This is a genomic window from uncultured Roseivirga sp., assembly GCF_963973945.1.
GTDB lineage: Bacteria > Bacteroidota > Bacteroidia > Cytophagales > Cyclobacteriaceae > Roseivirga.
Window position 1 is genome coordinate 823947 of the sequence record NZ_CAXBBV010000001.1, and the last position, 18840, is coordinate 842786.

The window sequence follows — 18840 nt, forward strand, 5'->3', positions numbered from 1 at the left end:
AGGCTTCACCTCACATACTTCTCCAAATACATCCACACGGTTTCTGCTACAATTTTATGCCCAGCGTGGTTAGGGTGAATTCCGTCCGATTGATTTAAATCTTCTTCCCCTCCTACGTTTTCAAGCAGAAAGGGAATTAAATCTACTTTTTTGTCTTTCGCTACTTTGGCAAAAACCTTACGGAATGATTCAGTGTATTCCTGCCCCAGATTAGGTGGAATCTGCATGCCCGCCAAAAGGATTTTAGTGCTCGGTTTGGCCTGACGCACTTTGTCGATCATGGCTTTTAAGTTGGCTTCTGTTTCTTGAATGCTTAAGCCGCGCAGGCCATCGTTTCCGCCTAATTCCAATACAAAAATATCGGGCTTACCTTGCAGTATCCAGTCAATTCTGTCCAAACCACCAGCCGAAGCTTCACCACTTAAACCAGCATTGATCACCTCATAATTCAGCCCCAAAGAATCTATCTTTTTCTGAATAAGGTTGGGGAAAGCTTCCTCCAAGCTTATACCATAACCAGCCGTAATGCTGTCACCAAAAAAGATGATTTTTTTCTTTTCCTGACTGTTCGGGCTGATCCAAAACGCAACAATGAAAGTTAGAATACTGAGGATCGGAAGTTTTGAAATCATATGTTTCTACACTTAATTGAAAGATCATTAAACATTCAAGAAGGAAAAACGTCTTAAATGTTCACATCCCTATTACTACATGGCAAGTATACTGAAGGTTCAAGACCTAACGAAAACTTACAAAAGCGGTTCTAAAAATTTAACCGTACTCAAAAATGTAAATTTTGAAATTGAAAAAGGCACAAGTTTCTCTATAGTTGGCCCTTCGGGCAGTGGAAAAACCACTTTGCTTGGACTTTGTGCTGGCCTCGACAGAGCCTCATCAGGTACAGTGGTATTAAACGGCCATGCCTTGGAAACCCTCAATGAAGATCAAAGAGCCGCAGTGCGTAATCAGAATGTTGGTTTTGTGTTTCAAAATTTTCAATTGTTACCCACGCTTACCGCGCTGGAAAATGTGATGGTACCGATGGAGCTGAGAAAAGAAAAAAATATAAGAGCACGCTCTTTAGAATTGCTCGACCGTGTAGGCTTAGCCGATAGACACGACCATTACCCAACACAACTTTCAGGTGGAGAACAACAGCGAATTTCAATAGCTCGGGCTTTTTCAAATCAACCTGAAATTCTTTTTGCAGATGAACCTACTGGTAATTTAGATGAAGAAACTTCTGAGAAAGTAGAAGAACTGCTGTTCAGCTTAAATAAGGAAGCGGGCACTACCTTAATTCTGGTAACACATGATTTAGAGCTGGCCAATAAAACCAATCGAATAATTAGAATTAAAGGTGGACAAGTGGTTTTTGATTCGGAATTGGTGAATACCGAAACCTCAATTTGATTGTTTTAGATGAGCATTAATCCAAATAATTTTCAGTCAAATTCTTCTGCTAAGTGGTTATTTTTAATGGCTTGGCGCGATGCCCGAAAAAGTAAATCAAGACTTTTTCTATTTATTTCATCTATCATTCTCGGTATAGCTGCTTTAGTGGCGATTAACTCTTTCAGCGAAAATCTGAAAGATGATATCAATGGTCAAGCAAAGGAATTGCTCGGTGCAGATTTGGAATTAAGCGCCAACAAAGACGATTTCAGCTATCCCTTTCTAGATACACTCGATTATGAAGTGTCATCTGAAAACAGCTTTGCCTCGATGGTGTACTTCCCAAAAAACCAAGGCAGTCGACTGGTAGATGTTAGAGCTTTAGAAGGTGCATTTCCTTTTTATGGAGTGATTGAATCTAACCCTGCTTCAGCCGCGCAATCTTTTAGAGATGGACAAGCCAAGGCTTTGGTAGATCAAAGTGTTTTGGTGCAGTATGATGTTCAAGTAGGCGATTCCGTCCGAATTGGTAAGGTCACTTTTTTGATTGAAGGCGCCTTGATTAGTTCACCATCACAATCAATGGCCGCTACTTTGGTAGCCCCTGCGGTGTATATCCCTATGAAATATGTGGAGGCTACGGGTCTGATTCAGAAAGGGAGCAGAGTTCAATACAGAAAATTTTATAAGCTGAACGACCTTGATCCTGAATTTGACCTAGATGAACAGCTAAGAACCGACCGAGAGTATCTGCGTACCGAAGGCATTCGTGGCGATACAGTAGAGGAAAGAAAGCGAGACACAGGCCGTACGTTTGAAGACTTGAGTAGCTTCTTAAACTTGGTGGCTTTTGTGGCCTTACTCTTGGGTTGCGTAGGCGTGGCCAGTGCGGTGCATATTTACATTAAAGAGAAAATCAGAACCGTGGCGATTCTTCGCTGTCTTGGCGCTAAAGGAAGAGATACTTTTTTAATCTACCTTATTCAAATTGGCGTGATTGGGCTTATTGGCGCAACGATTGGTGCCTTTTCAGGAACACTTTTACAAACCATCTTACCAAAAGTATTTGCAGATTTTCTACCCGTAGAAGTCAATTTCAGCATTTCTTGGCCTTCAATTTTAGGAGGTATTGCAACAGGGCTTGTAGTGTCTATCCTTTTTGCGCTTACACCACTTTTAGCAATCAGAAAGGCATCACCATTACTTACCTTAAGGAACACGCCTGATGGAGAAAAAGGTGCAAGAGATCCACTGAGGTGGTTGGTTTTTGGCGGAATCTTCATTTTCATCTTTGGCTTTGCCTATTTACAAATCGGAGATCTCTCGAACAGCTTTGTGTTTACCATTTCGGTATTAATGGCCTTTGGGTTTTTAGTGCTCATTGCCCGTTTGGCCATGTGGGCAGTGAAGAAATTCTTCCCAACGGGCTGGAGCTACCTTTGGCGACAAAGTTTGGCCAATTTGTATCGACCAAATAACCAGACTACGATATTGATCGCCTCCATTGGTTTGGGCACAGCGCTAATCACCACCCTCTACTTTATTCAGGGTTTACTGATCAGTCAGGTAGAAATTACCACCGATGCAGGCCGCCCGAACATGATGCTGTTCGATATCCAATCCTACCAGAAAGATGAAATTGCAGCCTTTACAAAAGAGCAAGGCTTGCCGGTATTGCAGCAAGTGCCTGTAGTAACTATGAGGCTGTCAAAAATTAACGGCAATACTTTGGCCGATGTAATGGCCGATTCCACCTTGAATTATCGATCTGGAGCTTTCAATCGTGAATGGCGAATTACGTACCGAGATAACCTTATTGAGTCAGAGAAATTGGTGGAAGGTGAATTTAGAACGATGAATGCGCAAAGCGATTCAGTTTTTGTGACCATAGAGAAGGGTTATGCAGAAAGTAGTAGAATTAAATTAGGTGACGAGCTCATTTGGAATGTACAAGGCGTACCCATTACCACCTATGTGGGGGGCTTTAGAGAAATTGATTGGGAAAGAGTACAAACGAATTTCTTGGTGCTTTTCCCAGAGGGAGTTTTAGAAAAAGCACCGCAGTTTCATGTGTTGATTACAAGGGTTAAATCCACTGAAGAAGGAGCGCTTTATCAACGCGATATAGTCAAGAAATATCCGAACGTTTCGGTAATCGATATTGGATTGATTTTGACTACGGTGGATGAAATCTTGGGCAAAATCTCGTTTGTCATTCGCTTTATGGCCTTGTTCAGTATTGTTACGGGGCTTTTGGTTTTAATTGGCTCGGAAATTCTGAGCAAATTTCAACGCATCAGAGAAAGCATTTTGTTAAGAACTTTGGGAGGAAGTAAACGTCAGATCTTGACCATTAATAGCCTTGAATATTTTGTGTTGGGTAGTTTAGCCTCCCTGTCAGGAATTGCCTTGGCACTTTTAGGTAGCTGGGCCTTGGCTTACTTTACTTTCGAAACTTCTTTCGTGCCCAATGTACTTCCGATACTGCTGGTGTATGTTTCCATTACTTCGTTGACCGTTATGATTGGGTTGCTGAACAGCCGAGGTATTTTAAGTAAATCTCCGCTTGAAGTACTCAGGAGCGAAATTCAATGATCGGTTTAATATTTCATTTAACCATTGTATTTCCCTCTCACGTTTTTTTTAGATTCTTGTAGCAGTCTTTTCGTATACATTTGGCCTAATCAAAAACTCAAATTATGAAATTTATAACCACAGTATTACTCGTATTCACAAGTCTTAGTTTTTCATTCCAAGACAACGCCAAAGTGCTTGGCGATTGGAACGGAAAGATTACTACACCTCAAGGTGATTTTGAGTTAGTAATTCATCTTACAGAAAAAGACAAGGCGCTCATCGCAACAATGGACAGCCCAGCACAAAATGCATATGGCTTGGTAATGGACACTGTCAGCTATAAAGAGGGAGTGCTAAAAATGAAAATGGAAGCAATTGGAGGTACTTATGAAGGAACGTTTAAGGAAGGTAAAATAATTGGGAAATGGAACCAAGCTGGGATGAGCTTCGATTTGAACCTTGAGAAAGTAAAAAAGAAATAGCATTATTATTTTTAAGCTATAATTTGAAGCCTCTCAATTTTGTCGAGAGGCTTTTTTGTTTCAAAGACTAAATTTCCCTACCCAATCTTTCCATAAGCATAAGCCCCGTTGTGTTCGGTGATGGAAATAATTATCTTCTGCACAAATTCAACCTTAATCACTATGAAAAAACACTTCTTGAGGGCAATCGCGTCCCTTTTTCTACTCACCATAGTCGCTCAACTGCACGCGCAAATAGAAAAAGCCCCTAACCGCAACGAAGGGGAAGGGCCTTTCGAAAGACTTATCATTCGCGGAGTTACCTTAATTAATGGAAATGGAGCTCCCCCCACTGGTCCTGTCGATATTGTTGTTGAAAAGAACATTATTAAAGGTATTTATAATGTAGGTTACCCGGGTCTAGAAATTCGTGAGCAAGACCGACCAAAGGTAGGGCCAAAGGATCAAGTGATGGATTTAGAAGGCATGTATTTAATGCCTGGATTTGTGGATATGCACGGTCATATCGGTGGATCAGCTCAAGGTACGCCAGCAGAATATGTTTTTAAATTATGGTTGGCCCATGGCATTACTACCATTCGTGATCCTTCCACAGGCAATGGTCTTCAGTGGGTTTTAGACCAAAAAGAAAAGAGTAATCAAAATACCATTACCGCCCCTAGAATTTTGGCTTATACAGGTTTTGGACAGGGATCTAAGGAGCCAATTTCAACCCCAGAAATGGCCAGAGAGTGGGTAAGACAAAACAAAGCCAAAGGGGCTGATGGGATCAAGTTCTTTGGAGCCGCTCCTGAAATTATGCAGGCTGCTTTAGAAGAAAACAAAAAGCTGGGATTGAAATCGGCCATGCATCATGCGCAAATGGACGTAGTGCGTTGGAATGTACTCAACTCGGCCCGAGCTGGATTGACGTCAATGGAGCACTGGTATGGTTTGCCTGAAGCACTTTTCACAGATAGAAGGGTTCAGAACTATAGCTTAGACTATAACTACAGAAATGAGCAAGATCGCTTTGGTGAGGCAGGTAGGCTTTGGGCACAGGCTGCACCTCCTTTTTCAGATCACTGGAACAATGTGATGAACGAATTGATTGAGTTGGATTTCACCTTGGATCCAACATTCAATATTTATGAAGCCAGCCGTGATTTAATGCGTGCTTATACAGCCGAGTGGCACCAGGAATATACACTTCCTTCACTTTGGGAATTCTATCGCCCAAGTAAAAGGTCGCATGGTTCTTATTGGTTCTATTGGGGAACGGAAGAAGAAGTGGCGTGGAAAGAAAACTACCGTCTTTGGATGACCTTTGTAAATGAATATAAAAACCGTGGAGGCCGTGTTACAGCAGGTTCCGATTCTGGGTTTATCTTCCAGCTGTATGGCTTCGCCTATATTCGTGAATTGGAATTGCTTCGCGAGGCAGGGTTCCACCCCTTAGAAGTAATTATGTCCGCTACGTTGAATGGGGCAGAAGCTTTGGGAATGGCTGATAAAATAGGGACGGTTGAAGTAGGTAAATTTGCAGATTTTGTAATTGTAGAGGAGAACCCGCTTCAAAATATGAAAGTGCTTTACGGTACAGGAGCATTAAAACTGAATGACGACAATGAACTTATTAGAGTTGGGGGAGTTCGTTATACAGTGAAGGACGGAATAGTGTATGATGCCAAAAAGCTTCTAGAAGACGTGAAGAAAATGGTAGATGAGAAAAAGAATGGAATGACCTTCAAACTGACGGATAAATACTAAATATATGAAAGCCCACTTATTGATATTGCTATACTGTACCGTATTTTTCTTTGCTTGTTCAGGCGAAAAGGTAGAGGAAAAGGAAGAAGTTCAAGCCTATGCTGTGGATGGCTCCCCTTTGTATATTCCCGAAAGAAGTGATGAAGCTACATCTGCCTTAGAGGCTAACTTAAAAGAAGCCGAAACTAACTATAAAGCCGAATCCAATGAAATGAACACCATTTGGCTAGGAAGACGTTGGGCGTATTTAACCAATTACAATAAAGCTATAGGAGTGTTTTCTGATGGGATTAAACAATTTCCGAACTCTTATAAGCTTTATAGACACAGAGGTCATCGCTACATTAGTACACGACAATTTGAAAAAGCTGAAGCCGATTATAAAAAGGCTTTTGAGTTGATGGATAAGGAGAAGATTGAGGTTGAACCAGATGGTGCTCCTAACAGCATGAATATTCCACTTTCAAATACCCAATTCAACATTCTTTATCACTATGGACTCGCACTTTATTTACAAGGTAAGTTCGAGGAGGCCACAGAAATATATAAAGAATGTTTGAAGTATAGTGTAAATGATGATTTGCTAGTAGCTACTACCGACTGGTTGTATATGAGTCTAATGCGAGAAGGGAAAGCGGAAGAAGCTACCGCAGTACTTGAGCCTATTCATTCGGAAATGACAATTATCGAAAACGATAGTTATTACAAGCGAATTATGATGTATAAAGGCGAACTTGCAAAAGAAGAACTTCTCAGAACGGATCAAATGGATGTTGCTTTGAGTCTGGCTACCCAGGGCTATGGAATGGGGAATTGGTATTTGTATAACGGAGACACTGCCAAGGCGAAAGAAATCTTCCAAAAAGTTATTGATACTGGAAATTGGCCAGCCTTTGGGTATGTGGCTGCCGAAGTAGATTTACATAAGCTTAAAGATTGATTCTATAACTAACAAAACCAAAAAGGCCATCTCAACTGAATTGAGATGGCCTTTTGTTTTATCAGATACTTTTTCTTAGTTACCTCCTGATTTTGCTGCTGGAGCTCCTTCTCCTTCTTTTGGAGTTGGCATTGGAACACCTAATTTTTCAAATACAGCTTTAGTAATATTATCTTCTTCTCTAGCTGCCAAAACGATTCCACCAGTTTCGGTACCAGCGTTTAGAATCATACCGTAGCCTTTTTCTTTTCTTACTTCCTCAATAGCGTTCTGAACCTTCGAATAAATAGGGTTAAACAAGCTGTTTGATTTATTACTTAGAGATTCGTCTGCTTTTTGAGAAAAATTTGCGAAATCAGCTTGTAATTTTCTGATTTCAGTTTCTTTTTCCTGCATAGCTGTTGGCGCAGCAGTTCCTAATTGAGCTAATTGCTGATACTCTGCAATTTTAGCATCAATGGTTTTTTGTTTGCTTTCTACCTGACTGGCCAATTGCTTTTGATAAACTTGTAGGTCGGCATTGATTTGAGGAATTTCTGGCATACTGAATACAATAGCATCTATGCTAGTATAACCAACTTTAAATTCCTGGCTCCAGGCAGTCATTGCCATTAAAAACAATGATGTAGCGAGTAATAGTTTACGATTCATGACTTTAAAATTCAAATTATGTTTTAGTTCTTCTTTTTTAATAACTCCAACTCCTCAAGCACAAACTCTGTGTAATCGTGTTCTGGATTGGAGTAGATAATGCTAACATCGGAAGCCTTATCGAGCATATAATCTAAATTATGCTTTCTACAAACTACCTCCGTGGCATCAGACATTTTTTGCATGAGAGGCCTTAGTAATTCATTTTGTTTTTTATAAATAAGCCCATCATAACCAAAAAGCTCTGTCGATTTGTCGAGGGCTTCTTGTTCTTTCAGTTCAATCTCTTTTTGCTTTTCCTTAATCATTTCAGGAGTAAACAAAATTTCTTTGGCCCTAAGCTCCGCCCTCATCTTCTCTGCTTCATTTTGCAAACTCCGTACCACTTTGTCATACTCCTTGTAGAGATCTTCTATCTCCTTCTTTTTTTGGCCGTGCTCAGGCATTTGCGACAAAATATATTCAGAATCAATATGACCGAACTTTTGCGCTGAGGCTTCGTTTTGAGCGAGCACAAAGTTAGAAATTACGAAGAATAATACTATGACGCGCGAGATTTTGTGCATGCCTACCTAATTTGTTGACCAATAGTGAAGTGAATTTGGCCTTTACTTTCTATGCCCAATTCTCTATCAGAATCAAAACCGTATGCCCAATCTAGACCTAACAAGCCAAATGCAGGAAGGAATACCCTTGCACCCACACCAGCCGATCTAAACAAATTCCTTGGAGAATACTCCGAGTAATTGTTCCAAGCGTTACCTGCTTCTCCAAAGCCTAACAAGTAAATCGTTGAAGATGGCTTAAGAGAAACTGGATACCTTAGTTCAGCTACAAATTTATTAAATATAAGCCCACCTCTAAAGCCAGTTTTCGGGTCTACTGGGACAATACTGTTATCATCATAACCTCTTAACGCAATAATGTCTTGTCCAATTATAAAGTTGTTAGCGCCATTTAGTCCGTTACCTCCTAGGAAGAACCTTTCGAATGGTCCTGTATCCGTTTTATTTCCATATGAACCAATGAACCCAAGGTGTGCTCTAGCATTCAAAACAAGCTTACTTGGAAGCGGAATAAAGAATGATGCATCGAATAATGTTTTATTGTACTCAATAAATTGATAACGCTCTCTTGTGGTAAGATCAGAGCTACCTTCACCATTGAATCGGTCTAGGAATAATGAATAAGGTGGAGTTAAGTTAATATTTAAATTGAATTGAGACCCATGTTTCGGGAATTGAGGGTTATCAATGTTACTTCTGGAAATGGAAGTGTTAAAGGTAATACTATTTGCTTGACCCGTAGAGAAACCAAGCGTGTTTCCAAAATTGAATACATCGTAAAACTGGTATGAAATACTGTTTGAAATACCGAAGTAGTCATCTGGCCAACGTAGTTTTCTACCCAACCCAACGGTAAAACCAGATGCTTTTAAGAATCCATTTACATCAGTTGGATTAAATGCGTCAGTAAAGGTTCTGTTTACCGTTCTGTTAAAGCTAACACTAAAGCTGTTTGGTTTTTTTCCTCCCAACCACGGTTCTGAGAAAGTCATATTATAGTTTTGGAAACGTCTACCGTTAGACTGAACCTGTACAGATAGTCTTTGACCGTCTCCAGATGGGTAAGGTCTCCATTTACTCCAGTCGCCAATACTCTTAATAGAAAAGTTGTTTAGCTGAAGTCCAACGGTTCCCACGAAACCGAATGGTCCTCCAAAGCCTCCTGAAAGCTGAATTTGATCGGATGATTTTTCGACAAGACTAAACTCAATATCTACAGTACCATCACCTACGTTTGGTATTGGCTTTGGATTAATTTGCTCTGGGTCGAAATAACCAAGTTGAGCAAGTTCTCTAGTTGTTCTAATTAATTCTCTTCTACTGAATTTTTGACCCGGCAGTGTTCTGATTTCTCTTAAAACTACATGGTCACTTGTTCTATCGTTTCCTGTAAGAATAATTCTTTTAATTGTGGCTTGCTCCCCTTCATACATCCTCATTTCGAGGTCAATAGAGTCGTTATCAGCTCGTACTTCAACTACTTCTAACCTAAAGAAAAGATAGCCATCATCCATATAAAGCGAGTTGATGTCATCTCCACTTTGGCCATCAAATGACGTTCTAGCTTCTATTCGCTCTCTATTGTAAACATCACCTTTTTTAATTCCTAAGAGATCAGAAAGCTCTGCCGAAGTATATTTATAGTTTCCTGTCCAATCAATATCTCTGATGTAATACTTATTTCCTTCGTCAATTTCTATGTTAAGATCAATATAATCTTCATCTAGCTTGGTTACAGAGCTATTCACTATAGCAGCGTCTCTGTAACCTTTGGTGTTATAGAATGCAATTAGCCCATCTTTATCCGCTTCAAACTCTGTTTGAATAAATTTTGAACTTTGAAGGAAGTTGAGCTTAACGTTATCGTTAATAAAAGACTTAAACCTAGACTCACTCACTGTGTAGGTAGAGTCTACATAATTAGAAACTGTTTTTGGAGAAGTCTTGAAAATCTGATCGAAAAGCCTAGCTACAAGCCAGAAACGAGGCTTCTCATTGGTTTTCTTTAATGGCTTTTTAAGACGTTGGTCAGAAAAAGAATCGTTACCTTCAAATTCAATCTTATTGATTCTTACTTTCGACATTTTGTCAACAACAAAAGTCAATTGAGCACCTTTAGTGCCTGTGGAGTCTGCTTCTTGAAGTGTTTTTACATCTGCATTTAAATAGCCTTTTGCTACAAAGTACTTTTTAATCAGCGTCTCACTATTCTTAATTAGTGGGGCGCTTGCTACCTTCCCAATGACACCAATTTGCTCTTTTAAATCTGATTTTTGAGAAGAGGTAACTCCTTCAACTTCAAACTTTGTAATTCTTGGGCGTTCGCTAATCTTAATTTCTAGAAATGCTCTGTCACCTTCAATTTTTGTAAGCCAAATCTGAACATCGGCAATAATGCCTTGTTTCCACAATTTTTTAATGGCATCAGAAATTTCGTTTCCGGGAATACTGATCTTATCACCAACTTTAATACCTACTAAGCCAGTTAGTGCTCGTTCTTCTATGGTACTTAGGCCGGTGTATTGCACTTCTGCAATTTCAAAAACCCTCGGATTTGTATAATCAATTTGAACACCTTCTGCCGTATTCACACCATATCTCACTTGTCCTTTGACTTGTGTCAAACCACATATGCTAATGATCAGAAGTAAAAATATTTTCTTCATTCCCAAGGTTAATTCTATATCTGTTCGCTCGTTTTACCGAACCTTCTTTCTCTTGTTTGGTACGAGACAATTGCCTCGTATAAATGCTCTCTTCTAAAGTCTGGCCAAAGCGTATCGGTTATAAAAAACTCGGTATATGCCATTTGCCACAATAGAAAATTACTTATTCTTTGTTCACCACTTGTTCTTATCAACAACTCTGGATCAGGAATCCCCGATGTTGACAAATGGTTTTCGATAATTTCATTTGTAATGTTTTCAGCCTTTAATGTTCCGCTTTCACACTTGAGGGCTATTTGCTTTACAGCATTGGTAATGTCCCATTTGCCACTATAGCTTAAAGCCAACACCAATGTCATTCTTTTATTTTTAGAAGTAGTTTCCATTGCTTGCGCCAATTCGCGTTGGCACGACTCTGGTAAACTGGCGATGTCACCAATTGCAGTTAATTTGATGTCATTGTCCATCAAGGTTTTGATTTCCTTGTTAATGGTAGCCACCAATAATTGCATTAAAGCATTAACTTCTAGTTTGGGCCTGTTCCAATTTTCTGTTGAAAAAGCGTAGAGGGTAAGGTATTCAACTCCTAATTCCGCACAGCCTTCGGTAGTATCTCTTACGGCTTTGATAGCATTTTTATGACCAAAAACACGCGCAGCGCCTTGGCTTTTTGCCCAACGGCCGTTACCATCCATGATTACGGCAATGTGTTTTGGAAGTGAGTCGAGCTTTATTTTGTTCTTCATTGTATCTGCTTCGCGAAAAAGCGAGTGCGAAGGTACGAAAATGGTTATTGTTTTTAAACCCTAATTGATTCTTTATCAGTGCTATCTAAATTTGCCTTGTGGACAAACGATTTTATAGAGTGTGTAGCTAATGGATATTGAAGTGAAGAACATCCAATCGTCATCATTAGGATTGCCCCCTCTGTAATCTTTAATGGAAGGAGTATTGATGGATACATTATCTAATTGATCTGAATTAGACTTGATTGCGCTGGTTGATGCGGCTAATGTCCACCTTCTATCAATTCTATATTTAAGGCCTAAACCTATGGGTAATCTTAAGTTTATTCCAGAATCATAGGATGAACCAAAACCATCTTCTCCTGAAAATTTATATGCTCCAATACCAAACAAAATATAAGGAGTCCAGAATTGCTGTAATTTTTCATCTCGATAGTCAAGGAAGTTATACTCCCAAAGAAAATCAATGTTGAAAAAACGCCCCTTGAAAGAAGCTTTCCTATTTGCTGAAAACACGTCAAATGCTTCGTCATCCACACCCTTTAATTTACCAAAACCAGCAGAAATGCGGGTATTGAAACCATTATTGAGATGTTTTTTAACAAAAGCCTGTGCCCCTAAAGTTGAATTTCCAAAATCGTAAGTTCGGGCTACATCGCCAAGGTAGTTATAAACTCCTAGCTCTAAACCTACTTCGGAGTCTTGTGCTTGCGCACTGAAAACCGCCAAGAGTAAAGCCACCACTAAAGATGATTTTTTCAAAAATTTAGGTAATACAGGTTTATCCGTATGATATGCTCGCAAGCTAGATAACATTGTGATTTCGTTTCAAAAATGGCCAGTTAAATATTGTTAATTCAATTTCTGGCGTCTACCCCCCAATTCAACTTATGTCGTAAGGTGTCAAAATAGCTGTTATGGTCGAACCGTACCAGCTTTGCTTCAAACGACTCCCTCTTAACGGATATTTTTACTTTATCGTCTACACTACACGACCTTGAATCTAAAGACACCATAAAACGGTTCGTTCTACCTTCAATTTCAAACGTAATTTCGCTTTGGTCTGAAACAATGATGGGGCGAACATTGAGGTTATGCGGAGAAACTGGGGTAAGAATAAAGTTCTTTAATCTTGGGTGAACCAACGGCCCTCCACAGCTTAATGAGTACCCAGTCGATCCTGTTGGTGTAGAAACAATCAGCCCATCGGCCCAATAGGAATTTAAGTACTCACCGTCTACATAGGTGTGTACTACAATCATAGATGATGTTTCTTTTTTGACGATCGTGAATTCGTTCAACCCAAAATTGAAAGGGGTAAAAAGTTCATCATTAGAGTCAACATGAATTAATGACCTACTTTCTACATTGTACTCACCAGAAATGAGTGATTCAACGGCTTTGTTAATTTCGCCTCTTGGGGTAGTGGCTAAAAAACCCAGTCTTCCAAGATTAATGCCTACGATAGGGGTTTCATATTGTGCGGTATAAGCAATTGTATCTAGCATAGTGCCATCGCCTCCCAAGCTCAAAACAAAGTCGATATTCGTTAGGTCATCTCCTGGTAAAAGTATTCTTTCTGGATTGGATTGGAGCTTTACTTTTTTAAGCTGCTTCTCAAAATCTTTTGACATTGAAATATCAATCGATTTTTCGCCTAAAACCTTGAGTAGATCTTTAACACAATCAATGGCTTCGGGCGTTATGCTTTTTCCGTGGAGCGCAATTTTCATAGGCGGTTATATGTTGAGGTATTTCATCAACAAATCATAGCGATCTTGGTCGTTCGACTTGATCTCAATTTCTTGAAACTTTCCAATTACCCTATAGCCAAAGCGTTCGATAGAGGCACTGATATGCGAAATGTCGGGCTGATTAACCTTTAGGGTTAGTTTGATCCTTGAAGCATCCATATAATCGTTGGTAACACAGCTGCTTAAGATTTTAGCATTTTCGCCTTCAACAATTCTACTGATTTCGGCCAAAGAGTAATCTCTGTAGTTCATAGAAACAATAAGAATTGCTCCTGGTTCTTGAACGGCCATTGATTGGGCAAAGCTGCTGATTGTATCTTCAATGGTTACTACACCAAGGAAGTTACCACTTCTACCTAAAATAGAAACTAGCTGAACTTCATGTTCATGTGCCATTTTAATGACATCATAGAAATGTTGATCTTCAAAAATGAAACAGTCTTCTGCAAACAGATCGTAGTCACTGATTGGGCGGGTAGCATCATTATTTTCGAGAATTACTTCTTCGGAAATAAAGCCCAAAAACTTTCCTTTTTCTACTACAGGCAGCTGATTGGTACGTAATTCTTCCATCCAAATAATAGCCTTGTTGCCATCATCGGTTAGTTTTAATGGAGGAATTAAGTAATTGATCAGTTCTGCTGCGGTCATGCTGCTTTTTGCTCGTCTAAAAATTCTTGAAGTAATTGATTGAATCTTTCTGGGTGTTCCATCATTGGTGCATGGCAACACTTATCTATAAACCTTAGTTTCGTATTAGGAATAAGTCTATCAAACTCATGTGCAACAATTGGAGGTGTAATAGTATCGTTAAGACCCCAAATCAATAGGGTTGGTATTTTTATGTTTGGAATTTCTTTGGCCATATTGTGCCTTTGTGCCGACTTAGCAATAGCTACAATTCGCATACATTTTGGAATGCTCTTGGTGGTTTCAAAAACTTCATTTACATACTCTTCTGTAACGGTTTTAGGGTCGTAGAAAGTATATTCTACTCTTTCCCTAATGTATTCGTAGCTTCCTCTTTTAGGAAAACTTCCGCCCATTGAGTTTTCGAAAAGTCCAGAACTGCCTGTTAGAATTAGCCCGTTGACTTTATCTGGATTGGCGAGTGTATAAATTAAACCTATATGGCCGCCCAATGAGTTGCCCATCAGTTTCATGCTTGTTAAACCCTTTAAGGCTACAAAACCTTCAAGATGTTTTACTAGGCCTTCGAGCCCAGCTTGTTTGATTGGCATTTCATAAATAGGAAGCATGGGAATCATAACTCTATATTCTTTAGAGAAATGATTTACTACGCTTTCCCAATTACTTAAAGCTCCAAAAAGGCCATGAAGCAAAACAATTACTTCGCCCTGCCCCTCATCTATATACTCGTATCCTTTTTCTTCTTTAATTTCTAATGCCATGTGGTCAGGTTTTAGCTAACGATTTAAACAATATTATAAAAACTCACCCAATTTTTCAGCATTTCTAATCCATACTGGGTCAAAATAGCTTCTGGGTGGAACTGTATTCCTGTTACTTTTAATTCAACATTTTCAAATGCCATTAGTTCTCCTTCTTTTGTTTGGGCAATGGAAGAAAGGTTACTTGGCAAATTTTGAAGCACCAACGAATGGTAACGTACCACATCAAACTCATTGGGCAAACCGCTAAATATAACTGCTTCTTTGGTTTTAATCCTAGAAATTTTGCCATGCATTGGGTAATTGGCCTTTCTTAAAGAAGCTCCTAAATACTGGCCAATGGCTTGGTGCCCTAGACAAATACCCAGTATAGGTGTTTGCCCAATTTGGTTTTTCACAACCTCTAATAATATACCTGCTTTTTCTGGCTTCTCTGGTCCAGGGGATAAAACAATGCCGGAATACTTGCCAAAGTTGATACTGTCAATAGCAACATTGTTTCTTTCTACTTCGGTTTTTACATTAAGTTGACCAAAGTAATCCACCAAGTTATAGGTGAATGAGTCGAAGTTATCTAAAATGAGTATCAAGCTACTTGTGGAGAAACCATTTCTTTGATAGAGTCCAGCATTTCTTCGGCAAAAGGCAGTACTACATTGAGGGCTTCAATCAGATTCGGGCCAAGTTTTACCAAATAAGGGTAAAGCACTAAATCTTCATCTTGTCCCGGTAGTTCAATGCCAAAATTATTGGTAAGCCAAAGGAGAATACTTAAACCAATGGCCCATTTTGCAATGCCAACAATGGCACCTGCAAATTTATCTACTCCTCCTAGTAGTGTCATATCCACTACCTTCTTCATTAGCTTTCCGATCATATTTACTAGCAGAATGATAGCCAGAAAAATAACAAGAAAGGAAATGAATGGAAGAAGGTGATCCATGCCTTCTATGTGCTCTTGCAAATAGGAAATGCCAATTTCCATAAGTTTAAAACCACCAATAATTGCCAAAACAAAGGCCAATATTCCGATGATTTCTAAGAGTAACCCTTTTCTAAAACCCATTACCGCCCCAAAAACGAGCGGTATTAATAGTATGATGTCAAGGGTTTTCAATGAACTAGGCTGTCAGTAATTGCTTTACTAAGGTTGAAATGGTTTTGCCATCTGCTTTTCCAGCTAGCGCTTTGGTGGCTGCACCCATTACTTTGCCCATGTCTTGAGGACCAGTAGCGCCTACGTGAGCAATAATTTTCTGAAGCTCAGTTTTTACCTCTTCTTCGGTAAGTTGTTTTGGTAAATATTTTTCGATTACCTCAACTTCGGCCATTTCAATAGCATAAAGATCCTCTCTGTTTTGCTCTTTATAAATTTGTGCAGAATCCCTTCTTTGCTTTACCGCTTTTATTAAGAGCTTCATTTCAGCATCTTCAGAAACTCCTTCGGTATTTCCCTTTTCGGTTTCCGCTAAAAGAATCATTGATTTAACCGCCCTTAAGGCTTTCAAGTCATCCTTACGCTTTTCAAGCATTGCACTTTTAATATCTGCGTCAATCTGTTGTTTTAGGCTCATCTCAAAATTTTTACGATCAATGAAATCATTAACTTGCGGGCAAAGTTATGCAAATAAAAATATTCCATGACTAAGCTCAGTGTCAACATCAACAAGATAGCCACAATTCGGAACGCGCGTGGCGGAAATAACCCCAATGTAGTTCAAGTAGCAATCGATTGTGAACGGTTTGGTGCTCAAGGAATCACTGTGCATCCGCGCCCAGATGAACGTCATATTACCAGACAGGATGTTTACGATTTGAAGAAAGTAGTAACTACTGAATTCAATATTGAGGGTTATCCTGATGAGCGTTTTATGAAAATGGTGAAAGAAGTGAAGCCAGAACAAGCCACACTCGTACCTGATCCTCCAGGAGTATTAACCTCAAATGCGGGTTGGGATACCGTTGCTCATGAAGAATTTCTGAAAGGGGTGATTTCGGAACTAAAGGCGACAGGAGTACGTGTTTCGATTTTCGTAGCACCAGAAATTGATATGATTGAAGGAGCTGCCAAAGTAGGCACCGATCGTATTGAACTATATACCGAAATGTATGCTTCTGCTTACGAAATCGATAAAACGAAATCGATTGCCGATTATAAATTGGCTGCAGTGAGAGCTAAAGAGTTAGGACTTGGAATTAACGCTGGTCACGATTTAGATTTAAAGAATTTAGCCTACTTGAAACAAGAAATTCCTTTTATGGACGAGGTTTCCATTGGTCACGCCTTGGTTTGCGATGCGCTATACTTTGGTTTAGAAAATACTATTCAACTTTATTTAAGAGAATTAAGATAATGCAAGAACTCTATTTTAGAGAATTGGGAGAGGGGAAACCATTAATCATCCTTCATGGCCTATTAGGTACATCAGACAACTGGCTTACACTGGGTAAAAAGTATGCTGAGCATTTTAAAGTATACATCCTGGACCAACGGAATCACGGTCAGTCTTTTCATGACGATGAGTTTTCTTATCCTGCAATGGCAGAGGATTTACTCAGCTTTATGAACAATCAAAATATTGAAAAGGCTCATATTTTGGGGCATTCAATGGGAGGTAAGGTGGCCATGACTTTTGCTACTGAACATCCAAATCGAGTAGATAAATTGATTGTTGCTGATATTGGGCCCCAATCTTACCCACCACATCATACCCTTATTTTTAAAGGCTTGTTTTCACTAGATCTTCCTAATTTAAGCTCTAGAAAAGAAGCGGATGAAAAGCTGGCGGAATATATTCCAGAGTTTGGAGTGCGTCAGTTTTTGCTTAAAAACTTAGCGAGGAATAACGATGCATTTGAGTGGAAAATGAACCTAGATGTAATTGCTAAAGAAATTGATAAAGTGGGTTTGGGGCTAAACCATAATGCTGAGTATAAGGGAAGCACTTTATTTGTTCGAGGTGGAAAGTCGGATTATATAAAGGATTCTGACTTCAACTTAATTCACTCCATTTTTAAGGATAGTAAAATAGAAACCATAAAGGGCGCAGGGCATTGGCTTCATGCCGAAAAGCCAGAAGAGTTTTTAAATCTCACTTTAGATTATTTGCAAAATGGGTAGTGGACAAGTTTTTATGATTCCGAATGTGATTTCGGCCAACACCCAGCAAGCGGTTATTCCCGAGCAAGTGCGAGAAGCCATTCTTAAATGCGACCTGTTTTATGTAGAAGATTTACGAACTGCGAGAAGATACCTCAGTTCTTTAAGGCTAGGTTTAGTAATTGAAGAGCTTCAGTTTGAAATTCTAAATAAGAAAACCTCTTTCGAAGACTGTTTCGAATTGATACAGCCCGCGCTTTCAGGAAAAAACATTGGGGTGATATCAGAGTCTGGCTGTCCTGGCGTGGCCGATCCTGGCGCTCGTTTAGTACACATGGCACATCAGTTTGGGGTGAAGGTAAACCCTTTGGTTGGGCCTTCCTCAATACTTCTGGCCTTAATGGCGAGCGGTTTCAACGGTCAATCATTTACCTTTCATGGCTACTTGCCTATCGACAGAAAGGAAAGGCAACAGGCCATTAGAGATTTGGAAAAAGAGTCTAATTCGAAAAATGTTACCCAAATTTTCATGGATACACCTTACCGAAACGAGGCTTTATTGACAGACATCCTTAAAGTGGCAAAAAAGGAAACTTTCTTATGTGTAGCCAAGGATGTTTCAGGAGCAACAGAGCATATTGTTTCCAAATCAGTAGGTAAATGGAAAGCTTCAGACATTGACATGAAGAAGACTCCTGCTATCTTTCTGCTTTACAGCAGTTAGTATTACAGACATTTGTTTTCATAATAAAATCAAAAGCCTATTTTTGCGCTCCAATATTTGAAAAAACTAACATTATAA

Annotated in this window: 20 protein-coding genes; 8 read left to right on the top strand and 12 right to left on the bottom strand. The window is 39.4% G+C overall.

The window, feature by feature from the left end; all coding sequences use genetic code 11:
* Positions 1-5: 5 nt before the first annotated feature.
* Entirely contained in the window at positions 6-632 is a 627-nt protein-coding gene (locus AAC026_RS03575; protein WP_339610149.1) for an arylesterase, read from the bottom strand.
* A 79-nt stretch (positions 633-711) separates the two neighbouring features.
* Here AAC026_RS03575 and AAC026_RS03580 point away from each other — a divergent pair, with 79 nt between their 5' ends.
* The 5 genes from AAC026_RS03580 to AAC026_RS03600 all read left to right on the top strand — a co-directional run bounded on the left by AAC026_RS03580 (position 712) and on the right by AAC026_RS03600 (position 7143).
* Positions 712-1413, top strand: a complete 702-nt coding sequence (locus AAC026_RS03580; protein WP_339610151.1) for an ABC transporter ATP-binding protein — start codon at positions 712-714, stop codon at positions 1411-1413.
* Positions 1414-1422: 9 nt separating this feature from the next.
* Positions 1423-3990, top strand: a complete 2568-nt coding sequence (locus AAC026_RS03585; RefSeq protein ID WP_339695094.1) for an FtsX-like permease family protein — start codon at positions 1423-1425, stop codon at positions 3988-3990.
* A 104-nt stretch (positions 3991-4094) separates the two neighbouring features.
* Complete coding sequence (locus AAC026_RS03590; protein WP_339609874.1) at positions 4095-4454, top strand: hypothetical protein; 360 nt, start codon at positions 4095-4097, stop codon at positions 4452-4454.
* Positions 4455-4616: 162 nt separating this feature from the next.
* Positions 4617-6203, top strand: a complete 1587-nt coding sequence (locus AAC026_RS03595; RefSeq protein WP_339609875.1) for an amidohydrolase family protein — start codon at positions 4617-4619, stop codon at positions 6201-6203.
* Between the two features lie 4 nt (positions 6204-6207).
* Positions 6208-7143 (top strand): tetratricopeptide repeat protein, encoded by a 936-nt coding sequence (locus tag AAC026_RS03600; RefSeq protein ID WP_339695096.1) that lies wholly within the window; start codon positions 6208-6210, stop codon positions 7141-7143.
* Positions 7144-7218: 75 nt separating this feature from the next.
* On the opposite strand, the gene AAC026_RS03605 is transcribed toward AAC026_RS03600, so the two are convergent.
* The 11 genes from AAC026_RS03605 to AAC026_RS03655 form a co-directional block, all read right to left on the bottom strand.
* On the bottom strand, positions 7219-7794 hold the full coding sequence (locus AAC026_RS03605) for an OmpH family outer membrane protein (RefSeq protein ID WP_339695098.1): 576 nt from the start codon (positions 7792-7794) through the stop codon (positions 7219-7221).
* Between the two features lie 23 nt (positions 7795-7817).
* Complete coding sequence (locus AAC026_RS03610; RefSeq protein ID WP_339695100.1) at positions 7818-8360, bottom strand: OmpH family outer membrane protein; 543 nt, start codon at positions 8358-8360, stop codon at positions 7818-7820.
* 2 nt (positions 8361-8362) lie between these two features.
* A complete protein-coding gene (locus tag AAC026_RS03615) occupies positions 8363-11026 on the bottom strand; it encodes a POTRA domain-containing protein (RefSeq protein ID WP_339695101.1) in 2664 nt (887 codons plus the stop codon).
* A 14-nt stretch (positions 11027-11040) separates the two neighbouring features.
* Positions 11041-11772 (bottom strand): isoprenyl transferase, encoded by a 732-nt coding sequence (locus AAC026_RS03620; protein ID WP_339606962.1) that lies wholly within the window; start codon positions 11770-11772, stop codon positions 11041-11043.
* 81 nt (positions 11773-11853) lie between these two features.
* On the bottom strand, positions 11854-12534 hold the full coding sequence (locus AAC026_RS03625) for a DUF6089 family protein (RefSeq protein ID WP_339695103.1): 681 nt from the start codon (positions 12532-12534) through the stop codon (positions 11854-11856).
* Between the two features lie 95 nt (positions 12535-12629).
* Positions 12630-13505 (bottom strand): NAD kinase, encoded by an 876-nt coding sequence (locus AAC026_RS03630; RefSeq protein ID WP_339695104.1) that lies wholly within the window; start codon positions 13503-13505, stop codon positions 12630-12632.
* Between the two features lie 6 nt (positions 13506-13511).
* On the bottom strand, positions 13512-14177 hold the full coding sequence (locus AAC026_RS03635; RefSeq protein WP_339606965.1) for a CBS domain-containing protein: 666 nt from the start codon (positions 14175-14177) through the stop codon (positions 13512-13514).
* Positions 14174-14938: an alpha/beta hydrolase gene (locus AAC026_RS03640; protein WP_339606966.1), complete on the bottom strand. Its 765-nt coding sequence runs from the start codon at positions 14936-14938 to the stop codon at positions 14174-14176. The genes AAC026_RS03635 and AAC026_RS03640 overlap by 4 nt, the downstream gene beginning before the upstream one ends.
* Before the next feature lie 23 nt (positions 14939-14961).
* Complete coding sequence (locus AAC026_RS03645; protein ID WP_339695105.1) at positions 14962-15528, bottom strand: aminodeoxychorismate/anthranilate synthase component II; 567 nt, start codon at positions 15526-15528, stop codon at positions 14962-14964.
* Entirely contained in the window at positions 15525-16055 is a 531-nt protein-coding gene (locus AAC026_RS03650; protein ID WP_339695107.1) for a CvpA family protein, read from the bottom strand. Before AAC026_RS03650 ends, AAC026_RS03645 begins: the two co-directional genes overlap by 4 nt.
* A 4-nt stretch (positions 16056-16059) precedes the next feature.
* The gene (locus AAC026_RS03655; RefSeq protein WP_339695109.1) at positions 16060-16512 is read right to left on the bottom strand and encodes a GatB/YqeY domain-containing protein; all 453 of its coding nucleotides are present in this window, start codon (positions 16510-16512) and stop codon (positions 16060-16062) included.
* 66 nt (positions 16513-16578) lie between these two features.
* On the opposite strand from AAC026_RS03655, the gene AAC026_RS03660 reads away from it, so the two are divergent.
* Genes AAC026_RS03660 through AAC026_RS03670 form a run of 3 tightly spaced genes read left to right on the top strand, consistent with a single transcriptional unit; the run spans position 16579 to position 18762 of the window.
* Positions 16579-17292, top strand: a complete 714-nt coding sequence (locus tag AAC026_RS03660; RefSeq protein WP_339695111.1) for a pyridoxine 5'-phosphate synthase — start codon at positions 16579-16581, stop codon at positions 17290-17292.
* Positions 17292-18059, top strand: coding sequence for an alpha/beta fold hydrolase (locus AAC026_RS03665; RefSeq protein WP_339695112.1), 768 nt, complete (start codon positions 17292-17294; stop codon positions 18057-18059). Before AAC026_RS03660 ends, AAC026_RS03665 begins: the two co-directional genes overlap by 1 nt.
* The gene (locus tag AAC026_RS03670) at positions 18052-18762 is read left to right on the top strand and encodes an SAM-dependent methyltransferase (protein ID WP_339695113.1); all 711 of its coding nucleotides are present in this window, start codon (positions 18052-18054) and stop codon (positions 18760-18762) included. The genes AAC026_RS03665 and AAC026_RS03670 overlap by 8 nt, the downstream gene beginning before the upstream one ends.
* The last annotated feature ends 78 nt before the right edge of the window (positions 18763-18840 follow it).

Excerpts from the sequence above, each read along its gene's own strand:
- AAC026_RS03575 (WP_339610149.1), bottom strand. The coding sequence starts at position 632 with ATGATTTCAAAACTTCCGATCCTCAGTATTCTAACTTTCATTGTTGCG.
- AAC026_RS03580 (WP_339610151.1), top strand. The coding sequence starts at position 712 with ATGGCAAGTATACTGAAGGTTCAAGACCTAACGAAAACTTACAAAAGC.
- AAC026_RS03585 (WP_339695094.1), top strand. The coding sequence starts at position 1,423 with ATGAGCATTAATCCAAATAATTTTCAGTCAAATTCTTCTGCTAAGTGG.
- AAC026_RS03590 (WP_339609874.1), top strand. The coding sequence starts at position 4,095 with ATGAAATTTATAACCACAGTATTACTCGTATTCACAAGTCTTAGTTTT.
- AAC026_RS03595 (WP_339609875.1), top strand. The coding sequence starts at position 4,617 with ATGAAAAAACACTTCTTGAGGGCAATCGCGTCCCTTTTTCTACTCACC.
- AAC026_RS03600 (WP_339695096.1), top strand. The coding sequence starts at position 6,208 with ATGAAAGCCCACTTATTGATATTGCTATACTGTACCGTATTTTTCTTT.
- AAC026_RS03605 (WP_339695098.1), bottom strand. The coding sequence starts at position 7,794 with ATGAATCGTAAACTATTACTCGCTACATCATTGTTTTTAATGGCAATG.
- AAC026_RS03610 (WP_339695100.1), bottom strand. The coding sequence starts at position 8,360 with ATGCACAAAATCTCGCGCGTCATAGTATTATTCTTCGTAATTTCTAAC.
- AAC026_RS03615 (WP_339695101.1), bottom strand. The coding sequence starts at position 11,026 with ATGAAGAAAATATTTTTACTTCTGATCATTAGCATATGTGGTTTGACA.
- AAC026_RS03620 (WP_339606962.1), bottom strand. The coding sequence starts at position 11,772 with ATGAAGAACAAAATAAAGCTCGACTCACTTCCAAAACACATTGCCGTA.
- AAC026_RS03630 (WP_339695104.1), bottom strand. The coding sequence starts at position 13,505 with ATGAAAATTGCGCTCCACGGAAAAAGCATAACGCCCGAAGCCATTGAT.
- AAC026_RS03635 (WP_339606965.1), bottom strand. The coding sequence starts at position 14,177 with ATGACCGCAGCAGAACTGATCAATTACTTAATTCCTCCATTAAAACTA.
- AAC026_RS03640 (WP_339606966.1), bottom strand. The coding sequence starts at position 14,938 with ATGGCATTAGAAATTAAAGAAGAAAAAGGATACGAGTATATAGATGAG.
- AAC026_RS03655 (WP_339695109.1), bottom strand. The coding sequence starts at position 16,512 with ATGAGCCTAAAACAACAGATTGACGCAGATATTAAAAGTGCAATGCTT.
- AAC026_RS03660 (WP_339695111.1), top strand. The coding sequence starts at position 16,579 with ATGACTAAGCTCAGTGTCAACATCAACAAGATAGCCACAATTCGGAAC.
- AAC026_RS03665 (WP_339695112.1), top strand. The coding sequence starts at position 17,292 with ATGCAAGAACTCTATTTTAGAGAATTGGGAGAGGGGAAACCATTAATC.
- AAC026_RS03670 (WP_339695113.1), top strand. The coding sequence starts at position 18,052 with ATGGGTAGTGGACAAGTTTTTATGATTCCGAATGTGATTTCGGCCAAC.